We start from the raw sequence: 26856 nt of genomic DNA, 5'->3' as shown, positions 1-26856 counted from the left end.
GAAACCTCACACCAGACCCAGCAGGGTCAGCAGTAAATCAATTGCTTTGATACCGATAAACGGCACAACCAGACCACCCAGGCCATAGATCCACAAATTGCGGCGCAGCATCGCGGAAGCGGATAACGGTTTGTAACTCACGCCTTTCAGCGCCAGTGGGATCAGAAAGACGATAACCAGTGCGTTAAAGATAACCGCGCTGAGGATCGCCGAGTCCGGCGAATGCAGCCCCATCACGTTCAGCGCATTGAGCTGCGGGTAGGTGGCGGCGAACGCGGCCGGGATAATGGCAAAATACTTCGCTACGTCGTTGGCGATACTGAAGGTGGTCAGCGAACCACGCGTCATCAGCATCTGTTTACCAATGTGCACCACTTCAATCAGTTTGGTGGGGTTCGAGTCGAGGTCCACCATGTTACCCGCTTCTTTCGCTGCCTGGGTTCCGGAGTTCATGGCAACGGCCACATCGGCCTGCGCAAGGGCAGGTGCGTCGTTAGTTCCGTCGCCGGTCATCGCCACCAGACGACCTTCCGCCTGATACTGACGAATCAACGCCAGCTTGGCTTCCGGTGTGGCTTCGGCTAAGAAGTCATCCACTCCGGCTTCCGCGGCGATTGCGGCGGCGGTCAAACGGTTGTCGCCAGTGATCATCACCGTTTTGATCCCCATTTTACGCAGTTGGGCAAAACGCTCTTTAATCCCGCCTTTTACGATATCTTTCAGGGCAATCACGCCAAGTACGTGGGAGCCTTCAGCAACCACCAGCGGCGTAGCGCCAAGGCGTGCGACGTTTTCGACCTTCTGCTCAACGTCGGCGGGGAAGTGGCCGCCGTTGGCCTCGACGTGACGACGAATAGCATCGACCGACCCTTTGCGGATCATACGGTTGTCGATGTTGATCCCGCTCATCCGACTTTGGGCGGTAAACGGTACAAAGGTGGCGTGCAGCGATTGCACGTCGCGTATACGCAGATTAAAGCGCTGTTTAGCCAGAATCACGATGCTGCGGCCTTCCGGCGTTTCATCGGCCAGGGATGAAAGCTGCGCGGCATCGGCCAGCGTTTTTTCGTCCACGCCGTGGGCGGGCAGAAAATCTGAAGCCTGGCGGTTACCTAGCGTAATGGTGCCGGTTTTATCCAGCAGCAGTACATCCACGTCACCCGCCGCTTCTACTGCACGTCCGCTGGTGGCAATGACGTTCGCACCCAACATGCGGCTCATCCCGGCGACGCCAATCGCGGAGAGCAGCCCGCCTATCGTCGTAGGGATTAAACACACCAGCAGCGCAACCAATACCGTGACGCTGACCGCGCTACCGCCCCAGGCGGAAAACGGCCACAGCGTGGCCGTAGCCAGTAGAAAGACGATGGTCAGGGCTATCAACAGGATCGTCAGGGCAATTTCATTGGGCGTTTTACGCCGCTGTGCACCTTCAACCATGGCGATCATCCGGTCGAGGAACGTTTCACCAGGGTTTACGCTGCATTCGATAACCAACCAGTCGGAGAGGATGCGAGTCCCGCCGGTGACGGAGGCGAAATCACCACCGGATTCACGAATCACCGGCGCGGATTCACCGGTAATGGCGCTTTCATCTACCGACGCGCCGCCTTCGATCACCTCGCCGTCACACGGGATAATATCGCCAGCTTCCACCAGCACGATATCGCCTTTACGTAAATCATCGGCAGGGACGTGATCCATTGCCGCGCCGTATTTCGGTTCGCGAAGCTTGCGGGCAAAGGCGGTTTTTTTGACGCCTTTCAGGCTGTTGGCCTGAGCTTTACTGCGTCCTTCCGCCAGCGCTTCAGCAAAGTTGGCGAACAGAACGGTAATCCACAGCCACAGACTTATCGCGCCGGTAAACCAAGGATTACCCTGCATATGGCCTGTTGCCATCGCCACGGTTAACAGGGTCGTTAACAGACTACCCAGCCAGACGATAAACATCACCGGATTACGCCATTGGGTATGTGGGCTTAATTTTTTCACGGCGTCCATCAGCGCCTGTGCGACCAGAGAGGGTTCGAACAGCGCCAGTTTCTTGCGACTCATAGTAATGTGCTCCGCATCACTCAGTGTAATGACAGGTATTCTGCGACCGGGCCAAGCGCCAGGGCAGGAACAAAGGTGAGAGCGCCAACCAGTAACACTGTACCGATCAACAACCCGACAAACAGCGCTCCGTGGGTAGGTAGCGTGCCGGAGCTGGCTGGCTGGATCTTTTTACTGACCAGCGATCCGGCAATCGCCATCACGGGAATGATCACGCCGAAGCGACCGAAGAACATGCATAAGGCCAGCAGGCAGTTCCAGAACGGGCTGTTGGCGCTTAACCCGGCGAAGGCGCTACCGTTGTTGTTCGAGGCGGACGACACGGCATACAGCACTTCGCTAAACCCGTGTGGACCCGGGTTTAGCATGGCGCTGCGGCCAGCTTCGGTCATCATGGCGATCGCTGTGCCGATCAGGACCAGCGCAGGGGGGACCAGAATCGCCAACGCGGTCATTTTAATTTCGCGCACGTCGATTTTCTTACCCAGATACTCTGGTGTGCGGCCAATCATTAACCCGGCGATAAATACCGCCAGCAGCACGAACAGCAGCATGCCGTACAGACCTGAACCCACGCCGCCGAAGACCACTTCACCAATCTGCATTAACCACATCGGCACCATGCCGCCCAGTGCGGTGAAGGAGTCATGCATAGCATCGACAGCGCCGCAAGATGCCGCTGTCGTCACGACGGAAAACAGACTCGTGGCCAGCACGCCAAAGCGGCTCTCTTTGCCTTCCATGTTGATATTGCTGTCTGCACCGAATGCCATCAGGTGCGGGTTGCCCTGAACTTCGGCCCACATCACCACGGCTACGCAGACCACAAATATCAGCGACATGGCCCACAGCAGGGTCCGTCCCTGGCGACGATCGCCCACCACATCACCAAAGGCAAAACACACCGCGGTAGGAATTAAGAAAATAGCCAGCATCTGTACCAGATTGGTCAACGCGGTAGGGTTTTCAAACGGATGTGATGAGTTAGCGTTAAAGAAACCGCCCCCGTTAGTGCCAAGCATCTTAATCGCTTCCTGTGAGGCGACGGGCCCCATCGGCAGCAGTTGTTTAACCCCTTCAAGGGTGGTGATGGGCTGATAAGGCAACAGGTTTTGCAGCACACCTTGCTGAATGAAGAACAGCGCAATGAGCAATGCAATGGGGAGCAAGATCCACAGCGTAATGCGAATCAGATCGACCCAGGCGTTGCCCAAGGTGTTCATACTCTGGCGCGTGAAGGCGCGGGTCAGGGCAAAAATCACCGCAATCCCGGTTGCCGCTGACAGGAAGTTTTGTACGGTCAGCCCGACCATCTGGCTGAAGTAGCTTAAGGTGGTTTCACCAGCATAGGATTGCCAGTTGGTATTAGTGACAAAACTCACCGCGGTGTTAAGCGCCAGATCCCATGAAAGCCCTGGCAGTTGCTGGGGATTTAACGGCAGCAGGTTTTGCGCCATCAGCATCGAAAACAGGACCAGCAGGCCCAGTACATTGAGCGCGAGGATCGCCAACAGATACTGCCGCCAGTTCATCTCCTGCTGCGAGATGCCCAGAGAGCGCCACAGCATATGTTCCACGCCAGCCAGGCCCGGCAGGGACGTATTATTGATCAGTCGAGCCAGCCCAAAGCCCAGCGGTCTGGCGATGACAAACAGCACCAGCAAGAAACTGGCAATGAGTAAAAATCCTTGGGCCGCCATCAGAACGCCTCCGCATTAATCAGGGCATACACCAGATAACCTAATAATAAAAAGACCAGCACAATGCCGGTTATCACGCCTGCACTCACAGTGCACCTCCAGTGGCATAAATGTGATAACCAGAGCGTAGATTTTTACCTGCAAAGATTTCGCAAAAATCAGCGGGCGGGGTGTAAAAAAAGTATAAAAATGGCAAAAGCCATTATTTAACTAATGGTTAGTATTAATTTAACCTTTATGTAACTTAATTACGGTTTTTAGCTAAACGGAGCATCAATAGATAAAAATAAGTGGTCGGATGAGTAGCAAAATTACACACAAGGCGGTATTATTTTCATCAGTTAACCAAGTTTATTTTTCCGGTGCGATTCACCGAACAGATATATGGGAGAGGATTATGGACTTTTATAAAGAATATCCAGCACACATTGTTTTCTTGCGCCGTACCTTTGCCGTTGTGGCGGGCGTGCTGGCGCTGCCGGTCATGTTGTTCTGGAAAGACCGCGCCCGTTTTTACAGCTATCTGCACCGCGTCTGGTCTAAAACCAGTGATAAACCGGTGTGGATGGAGCAGGCTGAAAAAGCCACCTGCGATTTCTACTGATAGCTAATAAATCCCCAAAAGCCGCTGATATCAGCGGCTTTTTTGTTCATGATAGCTACACTTATCTCAGGAATGAGAAAGGAGCGATCATGAGCGAGAAAATCCCTGTAGGTATCAGTGCCTGTCTGTTGGGGGAGGCGGTTCGCTATGATGGTGGGCATAAGCGGCTAGCCTTTGCTGTGGAAGAACTGTCGCCGTGGGTCGCGTTCGAACCCGTATGCCCTGAAATGGGTATCGGGTTACCGGTCCCGAGACCTGCGCTGCATCTGGTCAAAGAGGGCGAGGCTGTCTCCCTGCGTTTTAGTGATAAGCGCGAGGGTGATTTGACAGACGTAATGACGGCTTTTAGTCAGCGACAAAGCAATCGTCTGGAGCATTTGTGCGGCTATATTGTCTGTGCAAAATCCCCCAGTTGCGGTATGGAACGGGTGCGGGTCTACGACGTGGAAGGCAAAAACAACCGTAAAGCGGGACGAGGGATCTTTACGTCCGTGCTGATGTCGACGTTACCCTGGCTTCCCGTGGAAGAGGACGGGCGTTTGCACGACCCGCAGATTCGGGAAAATTTTGTTGAGCGCATTTATGCCTTGCACGAGCTCAACGGTATCCGTCAGCAAGGGTTAACGCGCGGCGCACTAATCGATTATCACAGCCGTTACAAGCTATTACTGTTGGCCCATTCCCAGCCGGACTATCGCGAACTCGGGCGTTTTGTCGCGGCGATCGGCGAATGGCAAGATTTGCAGGCTTATTTTGTCGAGTATCGCTTAAGGCTGATGAGTTTGCTGGCGCATCTTCCCTCGCGGCGCAACCATACCAACGTGCTGATGCATGTCCAGGGCTATTTCCGTACGCAATTAAATTCTCGTCAGCGGCAGGAGCTGGCCTCTCTCATTGACGGGTATCGACGTTCGACTCAACCGCTGCTTGCGCCAATAACATTACTCAAACACTATATGGCGGAATATCCGGATGCTTATCTCTCCGGGCAGCGCTATTTCAATCCCTGGCCAGAGGCTCTGCGTTTGCGCTACGGGCGTTAACTTTTTTCTTCAGGAGTGTTATGACCACCCATTTGGTCTGGTTTCGGCGTGATTTACGCCTGCACGACAACCTCGCACTGGCGGCGGCTTGTCGGGATCGTTCTGCGCAGGTGCTGGCGTTATATATCGCTACCCCCGAGCAGTGGAAGGCGCATGATATGGCTCCGCGCCAGGCGGCATTTACCTGCGCGCAGTTGAATGCGTTACAAACAGCGCTGGCAGAAAAAGGCATCCCTTTACTGTTTTACGAAGTGGCTGATTTTGCGGCCAGCGTGGACACCATCAAAAGTGTCTGCCTGCAGCATAACGTCAGTCGATTATTTTATAACTATCAATATGAAATAAACGAACGCCAGCGTGATGCCGCCGTCGAAAAGTCCTTACCTCAGGTGGTATGCGAAGGGTTTGACGACAGCGTGATCCTGCCCCCGGGGGCGGTGATGACCGGCAATCATGAGATGTATAAAGTGTTCACGCCGTTTAAAAATGCCTGGCTGAAGCGGATTAAAGACGGTATTCCAGAATGCGTTAGCGCGCCGAAAATGAGGCACAGCGGCGCACTCAGCACGTCGTTAAGCGCAATAACGCTGAGCTATCCGCAGCAATATTTTGATGCGCAGAGGTTTGTGGCAGATGAAAAATTGGCCATCGCGCAATTACGCCATTTTTGCCAGCAGGCTGCGGGAGAATACGAGCAGCAGCGTGATTTTCCAGCGATTGACGGGACCAGTCGATTATCCGCGAGCCTGGCGACTGGAGGACTATCACCGCGCCAGTGCCTGAATCGACTGCTCGCGGAGCAGCCGCAGGCGCTTGAGGGCGGCAGGGGTAGCATGTGGCTGAACGAGCTTATCTGGCGCGAATTTTATCGTCATCTGATGACTTACCATCCGGCGCTGTGTCGGTATCAACCCTTTATCCGCTGGACCGATCGCGTGCAATGGCAGAATAATCCGACGCATTTACAGGCCTGGAAAACGGGTAGTACGGGTTACCCTATTGTGGATGCGGCGATGCGTCAGCTCAACGCCACGGGCTGGATGCATAATCGTTTACGCATGATTGCGGCCAGTTTTTTGGTGAAGGACCTGCTGATTGACTGGCGTAAAGGCGAACAATATTTCATGTCGCAACTGATTGATGGTGACCTCGCGGCCAATAACGGCGGCTGGCAGTGGGCAGCCTCAACCGGAACCGACGCCGCACCGTATTTCCGTATCTTTAACCCCACGACGCAGGGCGAAAAATTCGACCGTGACGGTGAGTTTATCCGCCAGTGGGTGCCGGAATTGCGCGACGTGCCGGGTAAAGCCATTCATAACCCGTGGTCGTGGGCAGAAAAAGCGCAGGTAACACTAAGTTATCCTCGCCCGATTGTGGATCATAAACAGGCAAGGCTGGCGACGCTGGCGGCATATGAGGCGGCGCGTAAAGGGTAAAGGCATGGTGGATTTTGCGTAATACCTTCCAACAGAATGAACATGTTGCAGTTGGGTGATTTTAGCGCTGAAGCGTGCGCTCAGTACCGTGAATACCCTGCTGCACAAGTTTTCTCTCAGCAGTAAATTTCCGTCATCTGAATGAAAATGACGGAAATTAATGACAACGCCAACGACCTCCACCCCGCATGATGCGGTGTTTAAAACGTTTTTACATCATCCCGAAACTGCACGGGATTTTCTCGACATTCACCTGCCAGCTGAACTGCGGATGCTTTGCGATTTGAATTCGCTGCAACTGGAGTCAGAAAGCTTTATTGAAGCGGATTTACGTTCGCGCTACTCCGACGTGCTCTGGTCTTTGCACACACGCAACGGTGACGGTTATGTCTATGTGGTGATAGAGCATCAAAGTTCAGCCGAGCCACATATGGCTTTTCGTCTGTTGCGTTATGCGCTGGCGGCGATGCAGCGCCATCTGGACGCAGGGCACAAGGAACTGCCACTGGTGATACCGATGCTGTTTTATCATGGCTGCCGAAGCCCCTATCCGTACTCATTGTGCTGGCTGGATGCCTTTGCCGACCCCGTGGCGGCAAGACAGCTTTATTCCAGCGCATTTCCGTTGGTAGACATAACGGTGGTACCCGATGATGAGATCATGGCTCACAGGCGAATGGCGCTGCTGGAATTAATGCAAAAACATATCCGTCAGCGGGATTTGATGGGGCTGATAGAACAACTGACCACGCTACTACTTACTGGATGCGCTAATGACACGCAACTGCAGGCGATGTTTAATTACATCCTACGATCCGGCGATGAATCTCGCTTTAATGAGTTTATGCAAGAGATGGCGCAACGGATCCCCCAACATAAGGAGAGGCTGATGACTATTGCGGAGCGGTTACGGTTAGATGGATTACAGGAAGGTTTACAACAAGGCAAAGAAGTAGGAAAGCGAGAAGCCGCATTACGTATAGCGCAAACTATGTTGGAGCAGGGAATAGATCGCGACATTGTGCTAATGGTTACAGGTCTTTCTGAAGAGGAACTCGCTGCAAGTTATGCGTAATTACCCGAAAAAACAGGCCCGAATCGTATTACATCATCGGGCCCTTACACTCAGGATTCTACCGCCAGCGGACGGTTTCTGAACTTAAGCGACTGGTACAGCCAAATCAGCAGCACCAACACCACGCAGGCCAGCGCGCCCCAGGTAATTTCGCTAAAGACATCAATATACGCATTGATGGAGTAGTTGATAGCGCCTGCAGCATCAAACGAGCCTTGCGACGTCTGATCGGCGATAACGCCTGCCAGATAGTTGGCGATGGCGCCGGACAGCAGCATATAAATGCCTGTTAATACGCCAGTCACCCCAGGGATCTCAATACGCGTAATTTGCGACATCGCCACCGGGTCGATAAACAGTTCGGCAAAGCCCATGACCGCCAGCCCTAATACCATCAGCGGCATGGAAGAGTGGCCGTAAGCTGCGGACCATCGGGCGCTTAAGGTCAGAATGCAGAACCCTGCGCTCATTAAACCGAGGCCAAGGGCGAATTTACCCCAGATACGTACGGTACGATTGCCGCCAACGCTTTCTTTGACTACCCAGGCCAGCACAATACCGCACAGCATAACGGCAAAGGCGTTAACCGACTGGAACATCGCGGTCGGGACGGAATACCCCAAAATATCGCGATTAACGAAGCGGTCAATATACAGGCTAATCGAACTGCCGCCCTGTTGAGCAAAGGCCCAAAACAACAGGCTGAAGAAGGTCAGCGTGACGATAAGCCCCAGCTCTTTGCGTTGTTTCTGTGTCTGCGCCTGGCGGTAGATCTTCGCCAGAACTGCCAGACCAATAACCGTGGCAACGATCACTGCGTAAACGGACCACTCTTTCCAGAACAGGACGGTAATCAGTAACGGCGCTGCAACCAGCAGAACTAACAGCCAGGCCCAGTTTGGCAGCATATACTTTTTCGCACACAGCACGGCCTTGTTGACGCCAGTGGTATGAGCGAAATGGCGATTACCGCATAAGAAAATCACCAACCCTGCCAGCATGCCAATCGCCGCCAGCGCAAAGCCCATCGCCCAGCTGTATTCTTCCTGCACGTATCCGCAGGCAATCGGTGCGACGATCGAACCGATGTTACCGGCTGCGTAGAGCAGAGAGAATCCACCGTCGCGACGCGGATCTTCAGGTTGATACAACTCGCCCAGCAGGCAACTAATGTTGGATTTAAACAGACCGTAGCCGCAGACAATGATCGCCAGCGACAGATAGAGGAACGCCGGGGCCATTTCGCTGGCGCCCAATACCAGATGTCCCACCGCCATTAAAAATGCGCCGATCATCACCGCCATTCGATTGCCTAGCACTTTATCTGCCAGGTATCCCCCGAGAATGGGGGTGACGTAGACCAGCGAACAGTAGGCGCTGAACAGTTCATATGCGTGATTATCGTCGTACTTGAGCTGGTTAGTGAGATACAGGATCAGCAGCGCACGCATGCCGTAAAAACTGAAATATTCCCAGATTTGTAGCGCGACGACGTAATAAATCGCCCGTGGTTGAGATGCTTGTTTATTCATTATTTTCTCGAAGTAAATGCCTCGCGACAGGCTGAGCGTACTGTGCGAATGTGTTTCCTTAAAGTTGTAACTTAGATACAGATCTGATTATTTTTGCAATATGCTGTCTGATTGCATAAATATACATGAATTGGATCGCGTAGTGGTAAGCAAATCATGTTCAAAGCGGGTGTGATTGTTTCTTGATGTGTCAGTGAAATGGCTATCGACGAACGCAGGCGAGGACGCTATTTTAACCTAAGCTGTGTTGCTGATTAGGCAGGCAGAATTAATGACTACGAGGACGATGATGAAAAACACCGAACTGGAACAACTGATCAACGACAAACTGAACAGCGCCGCCATTAGCGACTATGCGCCGAATGGTTTGCAGGTTGAGGGCAAAGAGACGGTGCATAAAATCGTGACCGGCGTGACCGCAAGTCAGGCGCTGCTGGATGAGGCGGTGCGCCTGCAGGCCGATGCGGTTATCGTTCATCACGGTTATTTCTGGAAAGGCGAATCTCCGGTAATTCGCGGCATGAAGCGCCATCGTCTGAAAACGCTGTTGGAAAACGATATCAACCTGTATGGCTGGCACCTGCCGCTGGATGCTCACCCGGAACTGGGGAATAACGCGCAGTTGGCCGCGCTGTTGGGGATTACCGTGATGGGTGAGATCGAACCGCTGGTGCCATGGGGAGAACTCTCCATGCCGGTTCCGGGACTGGAGTTGGCATCGTGGATTGAAGCGCGTTTAGGCCGTAAACCGTTATGGTGTGGTGATACCGGTCCGGAAAAAGTTCAGCGCGTCGCCTGGTGTACGGGGGGCGGTCAAAGTTTTATTGATAGCGCAGCCCGGTTTGGCGTCGACGCTTTTATCACTGGTGAAGTTTCAGAGCAAACCATTCACTCAGCCCGCGAGCAGGGGCTGCATTTTTATGCTGCCGGTCACCATGCGACCGAACGCGGCGGCATTCGCGCATTAAGCGATTGGCTTAATGAAAATACCGATCTGGACGTGACTTTTATCGATATTCCTAATCCAGCGTAATAAAGAGGGACGAAAGTGCAGCGAGCGCGTTGTTATCTGTTAGGTGAAACGGCAGTGGTTCTTGAACTGGAACCGCCCATTACGCTGGCGACTCAGAAACGCATCTGGCGTCTGGCCCAGCGTCTGGTTGATGCCCCGAATGTACTGGAAGCTATTCCAGGCATGAACAATATCACGGTGACCTTGCGCGACCCGCAAACGCTGGCGCTGGATGCGATTGAGCGCCTGCAACGCTGGTGGGAAGAGAGTGAAGCACTGGAGCCGGATTCGCGCTTTATTGAAATTCCCGTTACCTATGGCGGTGAGGCCGGCCCCGATCTGGCAGAGGTCGCCCGGCACAGCGGATTAAGTGAAAAGCAGGTTGTGGAACTTCATGCGTCGGTTGATTACGTGGTGTGGTTTATCGGTTTTCAGCCGGGATTCCCCTATCTCGGGAGCTTACCTGAACAACTGCATACTCCCAGACGTGCGGAACCGCGTTTGCTTGTTCCGGCAGGTTCTGTCGGTATCGGTGGATCTCAAACGGGGATCTACCCGCTTTCCACGCCTGGCGGGTGGCAATTGATTGGGCGTACCTCCGTTTCGTTATTTGATCCAAAACGGGAGGAGCCGATTCTGTTACGGGCTGGCGATACCGTGCGTTTTGTCCCGCAGAAGGAGGGGATATGTTAAACATCATCCGCGCTGGTATGTACACCTCAGTACAGGACGGGGGACGTCATAGTTTTCGTCAATCCGGAATCAGTCACTGTGGGGCGCTGGATAAACCGGCGCTGAACGTGGCTAACCTGCTGGTAGGTAATGATGCGAATGCCGCAGCGCTGGAAATCACGCTGGGGCAACTGGTGGTGGAGTTTGAAGCCGATGGCTGGTTTGCCCTGACCGGTGCCGGATGCGAAGCACAGCTGGATCGTACGCCCGTGTGGAGCGGATGGCGGTTACCGGTAAAAGCCGGGCAGCGCCTGACGCTAAAACGTCCGCTTCATGGCATGCGCAGTTATCTGGCGGTAGCGGGCGGTATTGATGTTCCCGAAGTGATGGGCTCGCGTAGTACCGATCTGAAAGTGGGCATTGGTGGGTTTGAAGGGCGTCTACTGCGTGATGGCGATCGACTGGCGATTGGCGTATCTACCCGGCAATTCAGCGAGCCGCAAGGTGTTAAGCAACTGATGTGGGGTAATCTCATTCGCGCGCTGCCCGGACCTGAATATCAGGAGTTTGATGAGGTATCGCAGGCTTCGTTCTGGCGCTCACCGTGGCAACTTAGCCCACAAAGTAACCGTATGGGGTATCGTCTTCAGGGGCAGCCGCTGACGCGCACGACCGATCGCGAGCTGCTATCACATGGCTTGCTCCCCGGCGTGGTGCAGGTTCCACATAATGGTCAGCCAATTGTGCTGATGAACGATGCGCAGACGACGGGCGGCTATCCGCGCATCGCCTGTATTATTGAGGCAGATATGTATCATCTGGCGCAGATCCCGCTCGGTCAACCGATTCATTTTGTGCAGTGTTCGCTGGAGGAAGCGCTGAAGGCGCGGTACGACCAGCAGCGTTACCTGGAACAGTTAGCATGGCGACTTAACAATGAAAATTGATCTCAATGCAGACCTCGGTGAGGGATGTGCGAACGATGCAGCGTTGCTGCAATTGGTGTCATCGGCCAACATCGCCTGTGGGTTTCACGCAGGCGATGCGCAAACCATGCTCTCAAGCGTGCGCGAAGCGCTAAAAAATGGCGTAGCGATAGGTGCGCACCCCAGCTTTCCGGATCGGGAAAATTTTGGCCGTAGTGCCATGACCCTGCCTGCGCAAACGGTGTATGCGCAGACGCTGTATCAAATTGGCGCGCTAGCTGCCATCACGCGGGCGGAGGGCGGTGTGATGCATCATGTCAAACCGCATGGCATGCTCTATAACCAGGCAGCGAAAGATCCTCAACTGGCTGATGCGATTGCGAAAGCGGTTCATGCCTGCGATCCGTCGCTGGTTTTAGTGGGACTGGCGGGAAGCGAACTGATTCGTGCTGGAGAACACTATGGCCTGGTAACGCGTCAGGAGGTGTTTGCCGATCGGGGTTATCAGGCCGATGGCAGCCTGGTGCTGCGTAGTCAGCCGGGCGCACTGATTGAGGATGAAGAGCAGGCGCTGGCGCAAACGTTAGAAATGGTGCAATCCGGCAGAGTAAAAAGCCAAAGTGGGACATGGGCGAGCGTTACTGCCCAGACGGTATGCATTCATGGGGATGGCGAGCACGCACTCGCTTTTGCCCGCCGCTTGCGTAGCGCCTTTGAAGCATGCAATATTCAAATTAGCGCATAAATTTATTCATACAAAACAATAATATATTACACAACAACATAAGGGATTTAATTATGGGAGAGGCTATTTCTCTCTGGCCATTGACGGGGATCGCCGTCATTGTGGTCGGATTTCTTTTACGTTTTAACCCGGTATTGGTGGTCATTATTGCCGGGATCGTCACGGGACTGGCGGCGCATATGCCTATCGCCACTATTCTCGAGAAACTGGGTGAAGGTTTTCTTAACACCCGCAACCTGCCGTTTATCCTGCTGATCCCACTGGCGGTAATCGGTCTGCTGGAGCGTCACGGTCTGAAAGAACGTGCACAGACGTGGATCGCAAAAATCCGCAGCGCCACCAGTGGCCGCCTGCTGATTGTCTATCTGTTCATTCGCGAAGCGACCGCTGCATTAGGACTCACCAGTCTGGGGGGGCATCCGCAAATGGTGCGTCCGCTGCTGGCGCCGATGGCGGAAGGGGCCGCTGAGAAAAATCACGGCGAGATACCTGGGGCGGTACGCTATCGACAGCGCGCAATGTCAGCGGCGACCGATAACGTCGGGCTGTTTTTCGGTGAAGATATCTTTGTTGCTTTCGGCGCTATCATCTTCATGCATAACTTTATGCTGGAGTCTGGTGGGATCCAGACCGAACCGCTGCATATCGCCCTGTGGGGGATCCCAACGGCAATTTGTGCTTTCCTGATCCACGGCACACGTTTGTGGCGTCTGGATAGCTATTTGCAACGTGAGGTGGCGAAAGCGAATGCCGCAGCGAAAGGGGAAGCGCAATGAATTTTCAACAAAGCTATCTCTACTGGCTGGCGGGCGCGGTATTACTGATTGTGGCCGTCATGTCCTGGCAGGATAAAGCGAACCCGCGTCGTTTCACCACTGGCCTGTTTTGGGGCATATACGGCGTACTGTTTCTGCTTGGCGACTGGACATTCTCGCTGTTTGGCGACAAGCGCGCGGTGCATATTGCCGTCGGTATTGCGGTGGTCGTCCTGGCGCTGATCGCCGGTTTTGGCGGCGTGAAGCTGGGAAGTTACCATCAACGGACGCAGCAACAACGCGAAGAGAGCGCCAGTCGCCTGGGCAACCGCCTTTTTTTCCCGGCGCTGGCGATCCCGGTAGTAACGGTTATTGGCGTGCTGATGTTCAACCATATTCCGGGCTTACAGGATGCGCTGTTTGGGCCGGGTAATCACGCCACGCTGGTGACGCTTTTTTCCATGACCGCAGGTTCGTTGATTGGCCTGGCGATGGCAATAAAAATGACCCATGAGCGGGTGCATCAACCGATCCAGGAGGCGCGCCGTCTGCTGGACTCCATCGGCTGGGCGTTCATCCTGCCACAGATTCTGGCCACGCTCGGGCTGTTGTTTACGGCAGCGGGCGTAGGCAACGGCATTTCATATCTGACGCAGGAATATCTGGCGGTAGACAGTCGCTTTATCGCAGTGGCGGTGTACACCATCGGCATGGCATTGCTGACTATGGTCATGGGCAATGCGTTTGCTGCTTTTCCGATCGTGACCGCTGGGATTGGTATTCCGATTCTTGTACTGCAACATGGCGGTAATCCGGCGGTAATGGCGGCGATTGGTATGTTCTCCGGTTATTGCGGGACACTGATGACGCCGATGGCGGCGAACTTTAACATTGTCCCTGCTGCGCTGCTGGAACTACCGGACAAAAATGCGGTGATTAAAGCTCAGGTGCCAACCGGTATACTGCTGCTGCTGGTCAACGTGTTCCTGATGTATTTCCTGATGTTCTTGTAAGGTGACAGGATGAAAACAGTACTCATCACGGGATTTGAACCCTTTGGCGGCGAGTCAGTTAACCCTTCCTGGGAAGTGGTCTCGGGACTCGATAATGTTATCATCGGTGGATGCCGCGTCGTTGCCCGCCAACTGCCGTGCGTCTTTGGCGAGTCTCTTGCCGTACTCAATGGCGCGATTGATGCGCTGTCGCCATCGCTGGTTCTGGCGGTGGGGCAGGCGGGTGGCCGCACGGATATCACCGTGGAACGCGTGGCGATTAACGTTGACGATGCGCGTATTGCGGATAATCAGGGGCAACAGCCGGTAGATGTGCCGGTTGTAGCCGATGGTCCAGCGGCATGGTTTAGCACGCTGCCGATCAAAGCGATGGTTATGGCTATGCGCAACGCGGGAATTCCGGCTTCGGTTTCCCAGACCGCTGGCACTTTCGTGTGTAACCACGTGATGTATGGCCTGCTGCATAAACTACGCGACGCACCGGCGGTGAAGGGCGGCTTTATTCACATCCCTTATTTGCCGCAACAGGCCGCACAGCATCCCGGGGCGCCAAGTATGGCGGCTGAAACAGTACGCCGGGCGCTGGAGGTCGCAATTGCCACCGCCTTGCAGGTGGAAAGCGATATCGCAGTCACGGGCGGCGCAACACATTAACAAAGGACAGTATTATGCCTGAAGGCCCGGAGATCCGCCGCGCGGCGGATAACCTGGAGGCGGCTGTCAAAGGCAAACCCCTGACGGAAGTCTGGTTTGCCTTTGAGCAGTTAAAACCGTATGAATCTCAACTAATTGGGCAGAGTGTTACCCAGCTTGAAACGCGAGGGAAAGCATTACTGACCCATTTTTCCAATGGCCTGACGCTGTACAGTCACAATCAGCTCTATGGCGTGTGGCGCGTGGTGGATACGGGCAACATCCCGCAGACCTCGCGGGTACTCCGTGTCAGATTGCAAACGCAAGACAAAACTATCCTGCTGTATAGCGCGTCTGATATCGAAATGCTGACGCCAGAACAGCTCGCCACCCATCCGTTCCTGCAACGGGTAGGGCCGGATGTACTGGATTTACGTTTAACGCCCGATGAGGTTAAAGCGCGTCTGTTATCTCCGCGTTTTTGCAATCGCCAGTTTTCTGGTCTGCTACTGGACCAGGCTTTTCTGGCGGGATTAGGTAACTACTTGCGGGTAGAGATCCTTTGGCAGGTAGGGTTGACCGGGCAGCATAAAGCGTCGCAGCTTGCCGATGAACAGTTGGATGCACTGGCGCATGCGCTGCTTGATATTCCACGTCTGTCTTATAACACCCGTGGGCTGGTGGATGAGAACAAACATCACGGTGCGTTGTTTCGCTTCAAGGTCTTTCATCGGGACGGCGAAGCCTGTGAGCGTTGTGGTGGGACTATCGAGAAAACGATGCTCTCCTCGCGACCTTTTTACTGGTGTCCGGGATGTCAGCACTAAGCGGGCCGTTTTGGCGCGTGCACCGAAATAAACCGCGCGACTGCGGGGCCAGTTAACAAAATGCTGAACAGTCGCAGGGTTTGCATCGCCATGATGAGCGCCATATCAGCGTGGCTTCCTGCGGCGATCACCGCAACAGAATCCACTCCTCCAGGACTGGTTGCCAGATAGGCAGTGAGAAAATCTATCTGCATGTAATGCGCCAGTCCCCAGGCCATACCGGCGCAGATCGCCATCAGTGAAAAAATGGACAACAGGATCTGCGGCAAAGGGCGCAGCGCCATTAAAAATATCTGCTTGTCAAAGCCCAGGCCGATTTGCCAGCCGATGGCCATATAGGCTATCGCCAGTAGCCATTCCGGCAGTTCAATCACCATCACTCCGCTTGCATTCAGCAAGGCACCCACCAGCATCGGCAATAGCATGACGCCAGAGGGAATACGCAGTAAGCGTCCAGCCGTGCCGGCAACGGCGGCCAGCATCAGAGTGCTGAAAAGATTGCCGCTTAGAGGCGGAAACCAGATGATTTGTTCACTGACCGCCTGCGCCTGGTCGCCCATCACCAGACGGGTGACCATCGCCGCCGCGCCGACCACCAACAGTACGCGCAGATACTGCATAAACGCCACCAGTCGGATGTCGGCACCATAATCCTGCGCCATCGCCACCATTGCCGCTGCGCCGCCTGGTGACGAGCCCCATGCGCCGGTGTTACCCGGTAGCGTACTGTAGCGAACCAGCAGCCAGCCGATTATCGCGCTGCTGATAAGGGTTGCCAGCAGGATAACAATCACCATCGGCCAGTGGGCTGCAAGGGTTGTGAAGATTGAACCGGTCAGATTTTGGGCAATCATGCAGCCGAGAATCGCCTGCGCGCCAAGAAATGTGCAGCGGGGAGGATGCAGAGAGATGCCGCGCAGACTGAAGATGATGCCAACGATCATGGAACCGAGCAGCAAGGGGCCTGGAAGATGGATAAACAGAAAGAGCAGGGAAAGCAGGAGCGATAGCACAAACAACAGGCTCCACTGCAAAACAGGCATCCCATGCTCCTGAGTAAAATGTGAGAAATCTCAGTAAATCATAGAGAAAGCACGATAAGAATAAAATAATGTGGATCAAATAAAAACAGGCCGGATACAGGCATTACCGCCTTGTCCGGCCTGGGAGCGTTTATAACTGCAAGCCGGACAGACGCTGGCGCCATCCGGCAGACAATTAACGCTTAATATCAGATTTAAAATCGCGCTTGTCGTAGCCGGTGTACAGCTGACGCGGACGGGCGATTTTCATGCCGTCGGTGTGCATTTCGTTCCAGTGTGCAATCCAGCCAACGGTACGCGCCATGGCGAAGATAACGGTGAACATGGAGGACGGAATACCCATCGCTTTCAGGATTATGCCGGAGTAGAAGTCTACGTTCGGGTAGAGTTTCTTCTCGATGAAGTATGGGTCGTTGAGCGCAATGTGCTCAAGTTCCATCGCCACTTCCAGCAGATCATCTTTGGTGCCCAGTTCTTTCAGCACTTCGTGGCAGGTTTCACGCATGACGGTAGCGCGCGGGTCATAGTTTTTATAAACACGGTGACCAAAGCCCATCAGGCGGAAGGAATCATTCTTGTCTTTCGCGCGGCGAACAAATTCCGGAATGTGTTTAACAGAGCTGATTTCTTCCAGCATTTTCAGCGCAGCTTCGTTTGCGCCGCCGTGTGCCGGTCCCCACAGGGAAGCGATACCAGCCGCGATGCAGGCAAACGGGTTAGCGCCAGAAGAGCCCGCGGTACGTACGGTAGAGGTTGAGGCGTTCTGTTCGTGGTCAGCGTGCAGGATTAAGATACGATCCATTGCGCGTTCCAGAATCGGATTCACTTCGTATTTTTCGCACGGCGTAGAGAACATCATGTTCAGGAAGTTACCGGCGTAGGAGAGATCGTTACGCGGGTACACGAACGGCTGCCCGATGGAATACTTATAGCACATCGCTGCCATGGTTGGCATTTTGGACAGCAGGCGGAAGGCGGCGATTTCACGGTGACGCGCGTTGTTTACATCCAGCGAGTCGTGATAAAACGCTGCCAGCGCTCCGGTGACACCGCACATAACGGCCATCGGGTGAGAGTCGCGGCGGAAACCGTGGAACAGACGCGTGATCTGCTCGTGGATCATGGTATGGCGAGTGACTGTGGTTTTGAACTCGTCGTACTCTTCCTGCGTCGGTTTTTCGCCGTACAGCAGGATATAACACACTTCCAGATAGTTGGACTCGGTCGCCAACTGGTCAATCGGGAAGCCGCGATGCAACAAAACACCTTCGTCACCGTCGATGAAAGTAATTTTGGATTCGCAGGATGCGGTAGAGGTAAAACCTGGGTCAAAAGTAAACATCCCTTTTGAGCCAAGGCTACGAATATCAATAACGTCCTGACCGAGCGTACCTTTCAGCACATCCAGTTCAATAGCAGCATCACCATTTAGAGTGATTTTTGCTTTAGTATCAGCCATTTACGGTCTCCTTAGCGCCTTATTGCTTAAGACTGCCGGAACTCAAATTTGCCTTCGTGCATCAATAAACCGTTACCAGTTTGTTATTTGGCTCGCCGCTCTGCGAAAGAGGGGATGACCTGGGTACAGAGCTATGGGCGCTTGCAGGTAAAACGGTCTTTTTATGGCGAATAAACTGCAAATCAAGAACTTAGCAATCCGAATTATTTAACCTGTCTATCACTAATAACTGTCCTGAAGGTATTGGTCAATACTTCCACACTGTTACATAACTAAATCTCCGGTGAAAGAGTGACCCCATAACTTTTACGCATTATATGCTTTTTCTGGTGTCGTTTGTAACAACTTTGTTTAATGATTGTCAAATCAGATGATTAAAAATTAAAATAATGTTGTTATCGTGACCTATGTCACTGTTCGGGATAAAACCCGACAAACTATATGTAGGTTAATTGTAATGATTTTGTGAACGTCCTATACTGCCGCCAGGTCTCCGGAATACCCTGCAATCCCGAGCCAACCAGCGTTGTAACGTGTCGTTTTAGCATCTGGAAGCAGTGTTTTATATGACGCGTAGTTATAGTAAGGACGCTGTCTGACCCGCACGCAGACCGGAGGAAGGAAATCCCGTCGTCTTTCAGGCTACAGGTGTCTTCATCTTCTGTACCCGAAGTCTAAAGGGAATAATAAGAACAGCATGTGGGCGTTATTCATGATAAGAAATGTGAAAAAACAAAGACCTGTCAATCTGGATCTGCAAACGATCCGGTTCCCAATCACGGCGATAGCGTCCATTCTCCATCGCGTATCCGGAGTGATCACCTTCGTGGCGGTCGGGATTCTGTTGTGGTTATTGGGTACCAGCCTTTCCTCCCCTGAAGGTTTCCTCACCGCGTCATCCATTATGAATAACTTTTTTGTGGAGTTAATTCTGTGGGGGATCCTGATTGCGCTGGCATATCACGCCGTAATGGGCATTCGCCATCTGTTGATGGATTTTGGCTATATCGAAGAAACCCTCGAAGCAGGGACACGCTCCGCCAAAATTTGTTTCGTTATCATTGTCGTGCTTTCACTTCTCGCAGGAGTCCTCGTATGGTAAGCAACGCCTCCGCATTAGGACGCAACGGCGTACATGACTTCATTCTGGTCCGTGCTACCGCTATCGTTCTGACGTTATACATCATCTTTATGGTCGGTTTCTTCGCCACCAGCGGCGAGCTGACGTATGAAGTCTGGACCGGTTTCTTCTCATCGGCATTCACCAAAGTCTTTACCCTGCTGGCACTTTTCTCCATCTTGATTCATGCCTGGATCGGCATGTGGCAGGTGTTGACCGACTACGTTAAACCTCTGGCTGTGCGCCTGATTCTGCAACTGGCTATCGTTGTTGCGCTGGTGGTTTACGTCATTTATGGATTTGTTGTGGTGTGGGGTGTGTAATGAAACTGCCAGTCAGAGAATTTGATGCTGTTGTGATTGGTGCCGGCGGCGCAGGTATGCGCGCGGCGCTGCAAATTTCCCAGAGCGGGCAGACTTGTGCGCTGCTCTCTAAAGTGTTCCCAACCCGTTCCCATACCGTATCCGCGCAGGGTGGCATCACCGTTGCGCTCGGTAATACCCATGAAGATAACTGGGAATGGCACATGTACGACACCGTTAAAGGGTCGGACTACATTGGTGACCAGGACGCTATTGAATATATGTGTAAAACCGGTCCGGAAGCGATTCTGGAACTGGACCACATGGGGCTGCCGTTCTCTCGCCTCGACAATGGCACAATTTATCAACGTCCGTTTGGCGGCCAGTCGAAGAACTTCGGCGGTGAGCAAGCGGCACGTACTGCGGCAGCGGCAGACCGTACCGGTCATGCGCTGTTGCACACGCTGTATCAGCAGAACCTGAAAAACCATACCACCATCTTCTCAGAATGGTATGCGCTGGATCTGGTAAAAAATGCCGATGGCGCGATTGTCGGTTGTACCGCGCTGTGTATTGAAACCGGTGAGGTAGTTTACTTCAAAGCCCGTGCGACCGTGCTGGCGACCGGCGGTGCTGGCCGTATTTATCAGTCCACCACCAATGCCCACATCAATACTGGTGACGGTGTTGGTATGGCTATCCGCGCTGGCGTGCCGGTGCAGGATATGGAAATGTGGCAGTTCCACCCAACCGGCATCGCCGGTGCGGGCGTTCTGGTAACAGAAGGCTGCCGTGGTGAAGGTGGTTATCTGTTGAACAAACACGGCGAGCGCTTCATGGAGCGTTATGCCCCGAATGCGAAAGACCTGGCGGGTCGTGACGTGGTGGCGCGTTCCATCATGATCGAAATCCGTGAAGGTCGCGGCTGTGACGGCCCGTGGGGTCCGCACGCTAAGCTGAAACTCGACCACCTGGGTAAAGAAGTGCTGGAATCCCGTCTGCCGGGTATTCTCGAACTGTCCCGTACCTTTGCTCACGTTGACCCGGTTAAAGAGCCGATTCCGGTTATCCCAACCTGCCACTATATGATGGGCGGTATTCCGACCAAAGTAACTGGCCAGGCGCTGACCGTGAATGAGCAGGGCGAAGATGTGGTGATCCCTGGGCTGTTTGCCGTTGGTGAAATCGCCTGCGTATCGGTTCACGGCGCTAACCGTCTGGGCGGCAACTCGCTGCTGGACCTGGTGGTGTTTGGTCGTGCGGTGGGTCTGCATCTGCAGGAATCTATCGCTGAGCAGGGTGACCTGCTGGATGCGACCGAAGATGAAATCGATGCTTCTCTGGCACGACTGAACCGCTGGAACGGTAACCGTAATGGTGAAGACCCGGTGGCGATTCGCAAAGCGCTGCAAGAATGTATGCAGCATAACTTCTCGGTATTCCGCGAAGGCGATGCGATGGCGAAAGGTCTGGAAGAGCTGAAAGCGATTCGCGAACGCCTGAAAAATGCCCGTCTGGACGATACCTCCAGCGAGTTCAACACCCAGCGCGTTGAGTGTCTGGAGTTGGATAACCTGATGGAGACCGCGTACGCCACTGCAGTATCTGCAAACTTCCGTACCGAAAGCCGTGGCGCGCATAGCCGCTTCGACTTCCCGGAACGTGATGATGAAAACTGGCTGTGCCATTCCCTGTACCTGCCAGAGTCGGAATCCATGACGCGACGTCAAGTCAATATGGAACCGAAGCTGCGCCCGGCATTCCCGCCGAAGATTCGTACTTATTAATGCGGAGACAGGACAATGAAACTCGAGTTTTCAGTTTATCGCTATAACCCGGATGTTGACGACGCTCCGCATATGCAGGATTACACCCTGGAGGCGGAAGAAGGGCGCGACATGATGCTGCTGGATGCATTGATGCAGCTGAAAGAAAAAGATCCGTCTCTGTCGTTCCGCCGCTCCTGCCGTGAAGGGGTCTGCGGCTCCGACGGTCTGAATATGAACGGCAAAAATGGACTGGCCTGTATCACACCTATTTCTGCGCTGAATCAGCCGGGCAAGAAAATTGTCATTCGCCCGCTGCCGGGTTTACCGGTTGTGCGCGATTTGGTGGTAGACATGGGGCAATTCTACGCACAGTATGAGAAGATTAAGCCTTACTTGTTGAATAATGGGAAAAATCCGCCGGCTCGTGAGCATTTACAAATGCCTGAGCAGCGTGAGAAGCTCGATGGGCTGTATGAATGTATTTTGTGTGCATGCTGCTCAACGTCCTGCCCATCATTCTGGTGGAATCCGGACAAGTTTATTGGCCCGGCAGGCCTGCTGGCCGCGTATCGCTTCTTAATTGATAGCCGCGATACCGAGACCGACAGCCGCCTGGAAGGTTTAAGTGACGCTTTCAGCGTATTCCGCTGCCATAGCATCATGAACTGCGTCAGCGTATGTCCTAAAGGGCTGAACCCGACGCGCGCCATCGGCCATATTAAGTCGATGCTGCTTAAACGTAGCGCATAAATTGTAGTGGTTGCCCGATGGCGACGTAAACGTCTTATCCGGCCTATAAGGGACATACCCGTAGGCCTGATAAGCTACGCGCCATCAGGCAATATAAGTGCAGGAAACCTCTAAAAACTGCCTCTTATCTCTGACAGTTTTTAAAGGTTCCTTCGCGAGCCAAACAAAAAGAGCTCGCAAGTGAACCCCGGCACGCACATCGGTGTGCGTGGTAGTATCCACGGCGAAGTAAGCATACAAATGCTTAAGGGATCACGATGCAGAACAGCGCTTTGAAAGCCTGGTTGGACTCTTCTTACCTCTCTGGTTCTAACCAGAGCTGGATAGAACAGCTCTATGAAGACTTCTTAACCGACCCTGACTCGGTAGATGCTAACTGGCGTTCGACGTTCCAGCAGTTACCTGGTACCGGAGTCAAACCGGATCAACTCCACTCAAAAACACGTGATTATTTCCGTCGACAGGCGTTGATTACCCCACGTTACTCTTCTTCTATTTCCGACCCTGATGCCAATGTGAAGCAGGTTAAAGTCCTGCAGCTCATTAACGCCTACCGTTTCCGCGGTCATCAGCATGCGAATCTTGATCCGCTGGGACTGTGGCAGCAAGAAAATGTGGCTGATCTGGACCCGTCTTTCCACGATCTGACCGATGCGGATTTCCAGGAAAGCTTTAACGTAGGTTCTTTTGCCGGCGGCAAAGACACCATGAAGCTGAGCGACCTGGTTGTTGCGCTGAAACAAACCTACTGCGGCCCAATTGGCGCCGAGTATATGCACATCACCAGCACCGAAGAAAAACGCTGGCTTCAACAGCGTATCGAGTCTGGCCGTGCCGCATTCAGTAGCGAAGAGAAGAAACGCTTCCTGAGCGAACTGACCGCAGCAGAAGGTCTGGAACGCTACCTGGGCGCTAAGTTCCCGGGCGCGAAACGCTTCTCGCTGGAAGGCGGTGATGCGTTAATCCCAATGCTCAAAGAGATGATCCGCCACGCTGGTAACAGTGGTACTCGTGAAGTGGTACTGGGCATGGCGCACCGTGGTCGTCTGAACGTTCTGGTTAACGTACTGGGCAAACGCCCGCAGGAACTGTTCGACGAATTTGCGGGCAAACATAAAGAACACCTCGGCACCGGTGACGTGAAGTACCACATGGGCTTCTCGTCTGATATCGAAACCGAAGGCGGTCTGGTACACCTGGCGCTGGCGTTTAACCCGTCGCACCTGGAAATCGTTAGCCCGGTGGTTATCGGCTCCGTACGTGCACGCCTGGATCGTCTGGACGAGCCGAGCAGCAATAAAGTACTGCCAATCACCATCCACGGCGATGCGGCGGTAACCGGGCAGGGCGTGGTTCAGGAAACCTTGAACATGTCGAAAGCGCGTGGTTACGAAGTGGGCGGTACCGTTCGCATCGTCATCAACAACCAGGTGGGCTTTACTACCTCTAACCCGTTGGATGCGCGTTCTACGCCGTACTGCACCGACATCGGTAAGATGGTTCAGGCGCCAATCTTCCACGTTAACGCGGATGACCCGGAAGCGGTCGCTTTCGTGACGCGTCTGGCTCTGGATTTCCGTAACACCTTCAAACGCGATGTGTTCATCGATCTGGTGTGCTACCGCCGTCACGGCCACAACGAAGCCGACGAGCCGAGCGCAACCCAGCCGCTGATGTATCAGAAAATCAAAAAGCATCCGACCCCGCGTAAAATCTACGCTGACAAGCTGGAAGCGGACAAAGTCGCCACGCTGGAAGATGCGACCGAAATGGTCAATCTGTACCGTGATGCGCTGGATGCTGGCGAATGCGTGGTGAAAGAGTGGCGTCCAATGAACATGCACTCCTTCACCTGGTCGCCGTACCTCAACCACGAGTGGGACGAAAGCTACCCGAACAAGGTTGAGATGAAGCGTCTGCAGGAGCTGGCAAAACGCATCAGCACCGTGCCTGAAGCCGTTGAAATGCAGTCGCGTGTTGCCAAAATTTACGGCGACCGTCAGGCCATGGCCGCAGGCGAGAAGCTATTCGACTGGGGTGGTGCAGAGAATCTGGCTTACGCCACGCTGGTTGACGAAGGCATTCCGGTTCGTCTGTCGGGTGAAGACTCCGGTCGCGGAACCTTCTTCCACCGTCACGCGGTCATTCATAATCAGGCTAACGGTTCAACCTACACGCCGCTGCAGCATGTGCATAACGGTCAGGGCACGTTCCGCGTATGGGACTCCGTACTGTCTGAAGAAGCGGTACTGGCGTTTGAATACGGTTATGCCACGGCAGAACCGCGCACGCTGACCATCTGGGAAGCGCAGTTCGGCGACTTCGCCAACGGTGCGCAGGTGGTTATCGACCAGTTCATCTCTTCCGGCGAGCAGAAATGGGGCCGTATGTGTGGTCTGGTGATGCTGCTGCCGCACGGCTACGAAGGTCAGGGTCCGGAGCACTCCTCCGCGCGTCTGGAACGTTATCTGCAACTTTGCGCTGAGCAAAACATGCAGGTTTGCGTCCCGTCTACCCCGGCACAGGTCTACCACATGCTGCGTCGTCAGGCGCTGCGCGGTATGCGCCGTCCGCTGGTGGTGATGTCACCGAAGTCGCTGCTGCGTCATCCGCTGGCGGTGTCTACGCTGGACGAACTGGCAAATGGCACCTTCCTGCCAGCCATTGGCGAAGTCGATGAACTTGATCCGAAAGGCGTGAAGCGTGTCGTGATGTGTTCTGGTAAGGTTTATTACGACCTGCTGGAGCAACGCCGCAAGAACGACCAAAAAGATGTTGCCATTGTGCGCATCGAACAGCTCTATCCGTTCCCGCATAAAGCGGTGCAGGAAGCGCTGAAACAGTTTGCTCATGTACATGATTTTGTCTGGTGCCAGGAAGAGCCGCTCAACCAGGGCGCATGGTACTGCAGCCAGCATCATTTCCGTGAAGTAATTCCATTTGGGTCAGCTCTGCGTTATGCAGGTCGCCCGGCCTCTGCCTCTCCGGCAGTAGGGTATATGTCCGTTCACCAGAAGCAGCAACAAGATCTGGTAAATGACGCGCTGAACGTCGATTAAATAAAGGATAAATAATGAGTAGCGTAGATATTCTTGTTCCCGACCTGCCTGAATCCGTAGCGGATGCAACGGTTGCAACCTGGCACAAAAAACCGGGCGATGCAGTACGTCGTGATGAAGTACTGGTAGAAATCGAAACTGACAAAGTGGTACTGGAAGTACCGGCATCAGCGGACGGTATTCTTGATGCGGTTCTGGAAGATGAAGGGACAACCGTCACTTCTCGCCAGATCCTTGGTCGCCTGCGTGAAGGCAACAGCACCGGTAAAGAAACCAGCGCTAAGTCTGAAGAGAAGGATTCTACTCCGGCACAGCGCCAGCAGGCGTCTCTTGCTGAGCAGAACAACGATGCCCTGAGCCCGGCGATCCGTCGCCTGCTGGGTGAGCATAACCTTGAAGCCAGCGCTATCAATGGCACCGGTGTCGGCGGTCGTATCACGCGTGAAGATGTTGAAAAACATCTGGCGAAAGCCCCGGCTGCGAAAGCCGAAGCAAAAGCGCCGGCAGCAGCACCTGCACCACAGGCTCAACTGGGCGCGCGTGGCGAAAAACGTGTTCCGATGACCCGTCTGCGCAAACGCGTAGCCGAGCGTCTGCTGGAAGCGAAAAATTCCACCGCCATGCTGACCACCTTCAACGAAGTCAACATGAAGCCAATCATGGACCTGCGTAAGCAATACGGTGATGCGTTCGAGAAACGCCACGGTATCCGTCTGGGCTTTATGTCTTTCTACGTGAAAGCGGTTGTTGAAGCGCTGAAACGCTATCCGGAAGTGAACGCGTCCATCGACGGCGATGACGTGGTTTATCACAACTACTTTGATGTCAGCATGGCGGTCTCCACGCCGCGTGGTCTGGTCACGCCGGTCCTGCGTGATGTGGATCTGCTGGGTATGGCTGACATCGAGAAGAACATTAAAGAACTGGCAGTTAAAGGTCGCGACGGCAAGTTGACGGTTGAAGATCTGACGGGCGGTAACTTCACCATCACTAACGGTGGTGTGTTCGGTTCCCTGATGTCCACGCCGATCATCAACCCACCGCAGAGCGCCATCCTGGGTATGCATGCCATCAAAGATCGTCCGATGGCGGTAGACGGCAAGGTTGAAATCCTGCCGATGATGTATCTGGCGCTGTCTTATGACCACCGTCTGATCGATGGTCGTGAGTCAGTAGGCTTCCTGGTAACCATTAAAGAGTTGCTGGAAGATCCAACGCGTCTGCTGCTGGACGTGTAGTTAATAAGAGTATCACCTGCCCCGTAGGTCTGGATGCTTATCAGACCTACGGGTAAAAGATAACGATTACCTGAAGGATGGACAG

24 protein-coding genes and 1 pseudogene are annotated in these 26856 nt (G+C 53.9%); 18 read left to right on the top strand and 7 right to left on the bottom strand.

What is annotated here, in order from left to right; all coding sequences use genetic code 11:
- Positions 1–6: 6 nt before the first annotated feature.
- Genes kdpB through kdpF form a run of 3 tightly spaced genes read right to left on the bottom strand, consistent with a single transcriptional unit; the run spans position 7 to position 3844 of the window.
- A complete protein-coding gene (gene kdpB, locus SK33_RS16345; protein WP_048219314.1) occupies positions 7–2055 on the bottom strand; it encodes a potassium-transporting ATPase subunit KdpB in 2049 nt (682 codons plus the stop codon).
- Between the two features lie 20 nt (positions 2056–2075).
- Positions 2076–3755 carry a potassium-transporting ATPase subunit KdpA gene (gene kdpA, locus SK33_RS16340; protein WP_048219312.1) on the bottom strand — a complete coding sequence of 560 codons (1680 nt, stop codon included), beginning with the start codon at positions 3753–3755 and terminating at the stop codon, positions 2076–2078.
- Positions 3755–3844 carry a K(+)-transporting ATPase subunit F gene (gene kdpF / locus SK33_RS16335; protein ID WP_001670793.1) on the bottom strand — a complete coding sequence of 30 codons (90 nt, stop codon included), beginning with the start codon at positions 3842–3844 and terminating at the stop codon, positions 3755–3757. The genes kdpA and kdpF overlap by 1 nt, the downstream gene beginning before the upstream one ends.
- 308 nt (positions 3845–4152) lie before the next feature.
- On the opposite strand from kdpF, the gene SK33_RS16330 reads away from it, so the two are divergent.
- The 4 genes from SK33_RS16330 to SK33_RS16315 all read left to right on the top strand — a co-directional run bounded on the left by SK33_RS16330 (position 4153) and on the right by SK33_RS16315 (position 7916).
- Complete coding sequence (locus SK33_RS16330; protein ID WP_003022870.1) at positions 4153–4359, top strand: YbfA family protein; 207 nt, start codon at positions 4153–4155, stop codon at positions 4357–4359.
- Positions 4360–4448: 89 nt separating this feature from the next.
- On the top strand, positions 4449–5402 hold the full coding sequence (locus SK33_RS16325; RefSeq protein ID WP_003835465.1) for a YbgA family protein: 954 nt from the start codon (positions 4449–4451) through the stop codon (positions 5400–5402).
- A gap of 20 nt (positions 5403–5422) precedes the next feature.
- Complete coding sequence (phrB, locus tag SK33_RS16320) at positions 5423–6841, top strand: deoxyribodipyrimidine photo-lyase (RefSeq protein ID WP_048219310.1); 1419 nt, start codon at positions 5423–5425, stop codon at positions 6839–6841.
- Between the two features lie 160 nt (positions 6842–7001).
- Complete coding sequence (locus SK33_RS16315) at positions 7002–7916, top strand: Rpn family recombination-promoting nuclease/putative transposase (protein WP_048219306.1); 915 nt, start codon at positions 7002–7004, stop codon at positions 7914–7916.
- Positions 7917–7966: 50 nt separating this feature from the next.
- Here SK33_RS16315 and dtpD read toward each other — a convergent pair whose 3' ends face one another.
- Complete coding sequence (gene dtpD, locus SK33_RS16310) at positions 7967–9448, bottom strand: dipeptide permease DtpD (RefSeq protein WP_048219305.1); 1482 nt, start codon at positions 9446–9448, stop codon at positions 7967–7969.
- A 289-nt stretch (positions 9449–9737) separates the two neighbouring features.
- On the opposite strand from dtpD, the gene ybgI reads away from it, so the two are divergent.
- From ybgI to nei, 8 genes are read left to right on the top strand one after another with little or no spacing between them, the layout of a single operon-like run.
- Positions 9738–10481: a radiation resistance protein YbgI gene (gene ybgI / locus SK33_RS16305; RefSeq protein ID WP_003022887.1), complete on the top strand. Its 744-nt coding sequence runs from the start codon at positions 9738–9740 to the stop codon at positions 10479–10481.
- Between the two features lie 15 nt (positions 10482–10496).
- A complete protein-coding gene (gene pxpB / locus SK33_RS16300) occupies positions 10497–11153 on the top strand; it encodes a 5-oxoprolinase subunit PxpB (RefSeq protein WP_003022889.1) in 657 nt (218 codons plus the stop codon).
- Positions 11147–12079 carry a 5-oxoprolinase subunit PxpC gene (pxpC, locus tag SK33_RS16295; protein WP_003022892.1) on the top strand — a complete coding sequence of 311 codons (933 nt, stop codon included), beginning with the start codon at positions 11147–11149 and terminating at the stop codon, positions 12077–12079. Before pxpB ends, pxpC begins: the two co-directional genes overlap by 7 nt.
- Positions 12069–12803 (top strand): 5-oxoprolinase subunit PxpA, encoded by a 735-nt coding sequence (gene pxpA, locus SK33_RS16290; protein WP_003022894.1) that lies wholly within the window; start codon positions 12069–12071, stop codon positions 12801–12803. Before pxpC ends, pxpA begins: the two co-directional genes overlap by 11 nt.
- A gap of 53 nt (positions 12804–12856) precedes the next feature.
- Positions 12857–13579, top strand: a complete 723-nt coding sequence (locus SK33_RS16285; protein ID WP_048219302.1) for a DUF969 domain-containing protein — start codon at positions 12857–12859, stop codon at positions 13577–13579.
- Complete coding sequence (locus tag SK33_RS16280; protein WP_003022898.1) at positions 13576–14571, top strand: DUF979 domain-containing protein; 996 nt, start codon at positions 13576–13578, stop codon at positions 14569–14571. The genes SK33_RS16285 and SK33_RS16280 overlap by 4 nt, the downstream gene beginning before the upstream one ends.
- A gap of 9 nt (positions 14572–14580) precedes the next feature.
- Entirely contained in the window at positions 14581–15225 is a 645-nt protein-coding gene (gene pcp, locus SK33_RS16275) for a pyroglutamyl-peptidase I (protein ID WP_003022901.1), read from the top strand.
- 14 nt (positions 15226–15239) lie between these two features.
- Positions 15240–16031, top strand: a complete 792-nt coding sequence (gene nei, locus SK33_RS16270) for an endonuclease VIII (RefSeq protein ID WP_048219300.1) — start codon at positions 15240–15242, stop codon at positions 16029–16031.
- Here nei and SK33_RS16265 read toward each other — a convergent pair.
- From SK33_RS16265 to SK33_RS16255, 3 genes and pseudogenes are all read right to left on the bottom strand, one after another.
- Positions 16028–17074 carry an AbrB family transcriptional regulator gene (locus SK33_RS16265; RefSeq protein WP_032938512.1) on the bottom strand — a complete coding sequence of 349 codons (1047 nt, stop codon included), beginning with the start codon at positions 17072–17074 and terminating at the stop codon, positions 16028–16030. The two genes, nei and SK33_RS16265, sit on opposite strands and share 4 nt — an antisense overlap.
- Before the next feature lie 175 nt (positions 17075–17249).
- Positions 17250–18533 carry a citrate synthase gene (locus SK33_RS16260; protein WP_003022909.1) on the bottom strand — a complete coding sequence of 428 codons (1284 nt, stop codon included), beginning with the start codon at positions 18531–18533 and terminating at the stop codon, positions 17250–17252.
- Between the two features lie 203 nt (positions 18534–18736).
- Positions 18737–18847, bottom strand: a pseudogene (locus tag SK33_RS16255) (hypothetical protein).
- A gap of 383 nt (positions 18848–19230) precedes the next feature.
- Here SK33_RS16255 and sdhC point away from each other — a divergent pair.
- The 6 genes from sdhC (at position 19231) to odhB (ending at position 26771) form a co-directional block, all read left to right on the top strand.
- Positions 19231–19635 carry a succinate dehydrogenase cytochrome b556 subunit gene (gene sdhC / locus SK33_RS16250; protein WP_003831406.1) on the top strand — a complete coding sequence of 135 codons (405 nt, stop codon included), beginning with the start codon at positions 19231–19233 and terminating at the stop codon, positions 19633–19635.
- Positions 19629–19976, top strand: coding sequence for a succinate dehydrogenase membrane anchor subunit (gene sdhD / locus SK33_RS16245; protein ID WP_003022916.1), 348 nt, complete (start codon positions 19629–19631; stop codon positions 19974–19976). The genes sdhC and sdhD overlap by 7 nt, the downstream gene beginning before the upstream one ends.
- Positions 19976–21742 carry a succinate dehydrogenase flavoprotein subunit gene (gene sdhA, locus SK33_RS16240; RefSeq protein ID WP_003022919.1) on the top strand — a complete coding sequence of 589 codons (1767 nt, stop codon included), beginning with the start codon at positions 19976–19978 and terminating at the stop codon, positions 21740–21742. Before sdhD ends, sdhA begins: the two co-directional genes overlap by 1 nt.
- Positions 21743–21757: 15 nt before the next feature.
- On the top strand, positions 21758–22474 hold the full coding sequence (gene sdhB, locus SK33_RS16235) for a succinate dehydrogenase iron-sulfur subunit SdhB (protein WP_032948848.1): 717 nt from the start codon (positions 21758–21760) through the stop codon (positions 22472–22474).
- A 257-nt stretch (positions 22475–22731) separates the two neighbouring features.
- A complete protein-coding gene (gene sucA, locus SK33_RS16230) occupies positions 22732–25533 on the top strand; it encodes a 2-oxoglutarate dehydrogenase E1 component (protein WP_003847318.1) in 2802 nt (933 codons plus the stop codon).
- Between the two features lie 14 nt (positions 25534–25547).
- A complete protein-coding gene (gene odhB / locus SK33_RS16225) occupies positions 25548–26771 on the top strand; it encodes a 2-oxoglutarate dehydrogenase complex dihydrolipoyllysine-residue succinyltransferase (RefSeq protein ID WP_003022925.1) in 1224 nt (407 codons plus the stop codon).
- The last annotated feature ends 85 nt before the right edge of the window (positions 26772–26856 follow it).

This window comes from Citrobacter sp. MGH103, from assembly GCF_001034475.2.
Classification (GTDB): domain Bacteria; phylum Pseudomonadota; class Gammaproteobacteria; order Enterobacterales; family Enterobacteriaceae; genus Citrobacter; species Citrobacter freundii.
This window is presented reverse-complemented; position numbering and strand designations above follow the sequence as displayed.

Excerpts from the sequence above, each read along its gene's own strand:
- kdpB (WP_048219314.1), bottom strand. The coding sequence starts at position 2,055 with ATGAGTCGCAAGAAACTGGCGCTGTTCGAACCCTCTCTGGTCGCACAG.
- kdpA (WP_048219312.1), bottom strand. The coding sequence starts at position 3,755 with ATGGCGGCCCAAGGATTTTTACTCATTGCCAGTTTCTTGCTGGTGCTG.
- SK33_RS16330 (WP_003022870.1), top strand. The coding sequence starts at position 4,153 with ATGGACTTTTATAAAGAATATCCAGCACACATTGTTTTCTTGCGCCGT.
- SK33_RS16325 (WP_003835465.1), top strand. The coding sequence starts at position 4,449 with ATGAGCGAGAAAATCCCTGTAGGTATCAGTGCCTGTCTGTTGGGGGAG.
- phrB (WP_048219310.1), top strand. The coding sequence starts at position 5,423 with ATGACCACCCATTTGGTCTGGTTTCGGCGTGATTTACGCCTGCACGAC.
- SK33_RS16315 (WP_048219306.1), top strand. The coding sequence starts at position 7,002 with ATGACAACGCCAACGACCTCCACCCCGCATGATGCGGTGTTTAAAACG.
- dtpD (WP_048219305.1), bottom strand. The coding sequence starts at position 9,448 with ATGAATAAACAAGCATCTCAACCACGGGCGATTTATTACGTCGTCGCG.
- ybgI (WP_003022887.1), top strand. The coding sequence starts at position 9,738 with ATGAAAAACACCGAACTGGAACAACTGATCAACGACAAACTGAACAGC.
- pxpC (WP_003022892.1), top strand. The coding sequence starts at position 11,147 with ATGTTAAACATCATCCGCGCTGGTATGTACACCTCAGTACAGGACGGG.
- pxpA (WP_003022894.1), top strand. The coding sequence starts at position 12,069 with ATGAAAATTGATCTCAATGCAGACCTCGGTGAGGGATGTGCGAACGAT.
- SK33_RS16285 (WP_048219302.1), top strand. The coding sequence starts at position 12,857 with ATGGGAGAGGCTATTTCTCTCTGGCCATTGACGGGGATCGCCGTCATT.
- SK33_RS16280 (WP_003022898.1), top strand. The coding sequence starts at position 13,576 with ATGAATTTTCAACAAAGCTATCTCTACTGGCTGGCGGGCGCGGTATTA.
- pcp (WP_003022901.1), top strand. The coding sequence starts at position 14,581 with ATGAAAACAGTACTCATCACGGGATTTGAACCCTTTGGCGGCGAGTCA.
- nei (WP_048219300.1), top strand. The coding sequence starts at position 15,240 with ATGCCTGAAGGCCCGGAGATCCGCCGCGCGGCGGATAACCTGGAGGCG.
- SK33_RS16265 (WP_032938512.1), bottom strand. The coding sequence starts at position 17,074 with ATGCCTGTTTTGCAGTGGAGCCTGTTGTTTGTGCTATCGCTCCTGCTT.
- SK33_RS16260 (WP_003022909.1), bottom strand. The coding sequence starts at position 18,533 with ATGGCTGATACTAAAGCAAAAATCACTCTAAATGGTGATGCTGCTATT.
- sdhC (WP_003831406.1), top strand. The coding sequence starts at position 19,231 with ATGTGGGCGTTATTCATGATAAGAAATGTGAAAAAACAAAGACCTGTC.
- sdhD (WP_003022916.1), top strand. The coding sequence starts at position 19,629 with ATGGTAAGCAACGCCTCCGCATTAGGACGCAACGGCGTACATGACTTC.
- sdhA (WP_003022919.1), top strand. The coding sequence starts at position 19,976 with ATGAAACTGCCAGTCAGAGAATTTGATGCTGTTGTGATTGGTGCCGGC.
- sdhB (WP_032948848.1), top strand. The coding sequence starts at position 21,758 with ATGAAACTCGAGTTTTCAGTTTATCGCTATAACCCGGATGTTGACGAC.
- sucA (WP_003847318.1), top strand. The coding sequence starts at position 22,732 with ATGCAGAACAGCGCTTTGAAAGCCTGGTTGGACTCTTCTTACCTCTCT.
- odhB (WP_003022925.1), top strand. The coding sequence starts at position 25,548 with ATGAGTAGCGTAGATATTCTTGTTCCCGACCTGCCTGAATCCGTAGCG.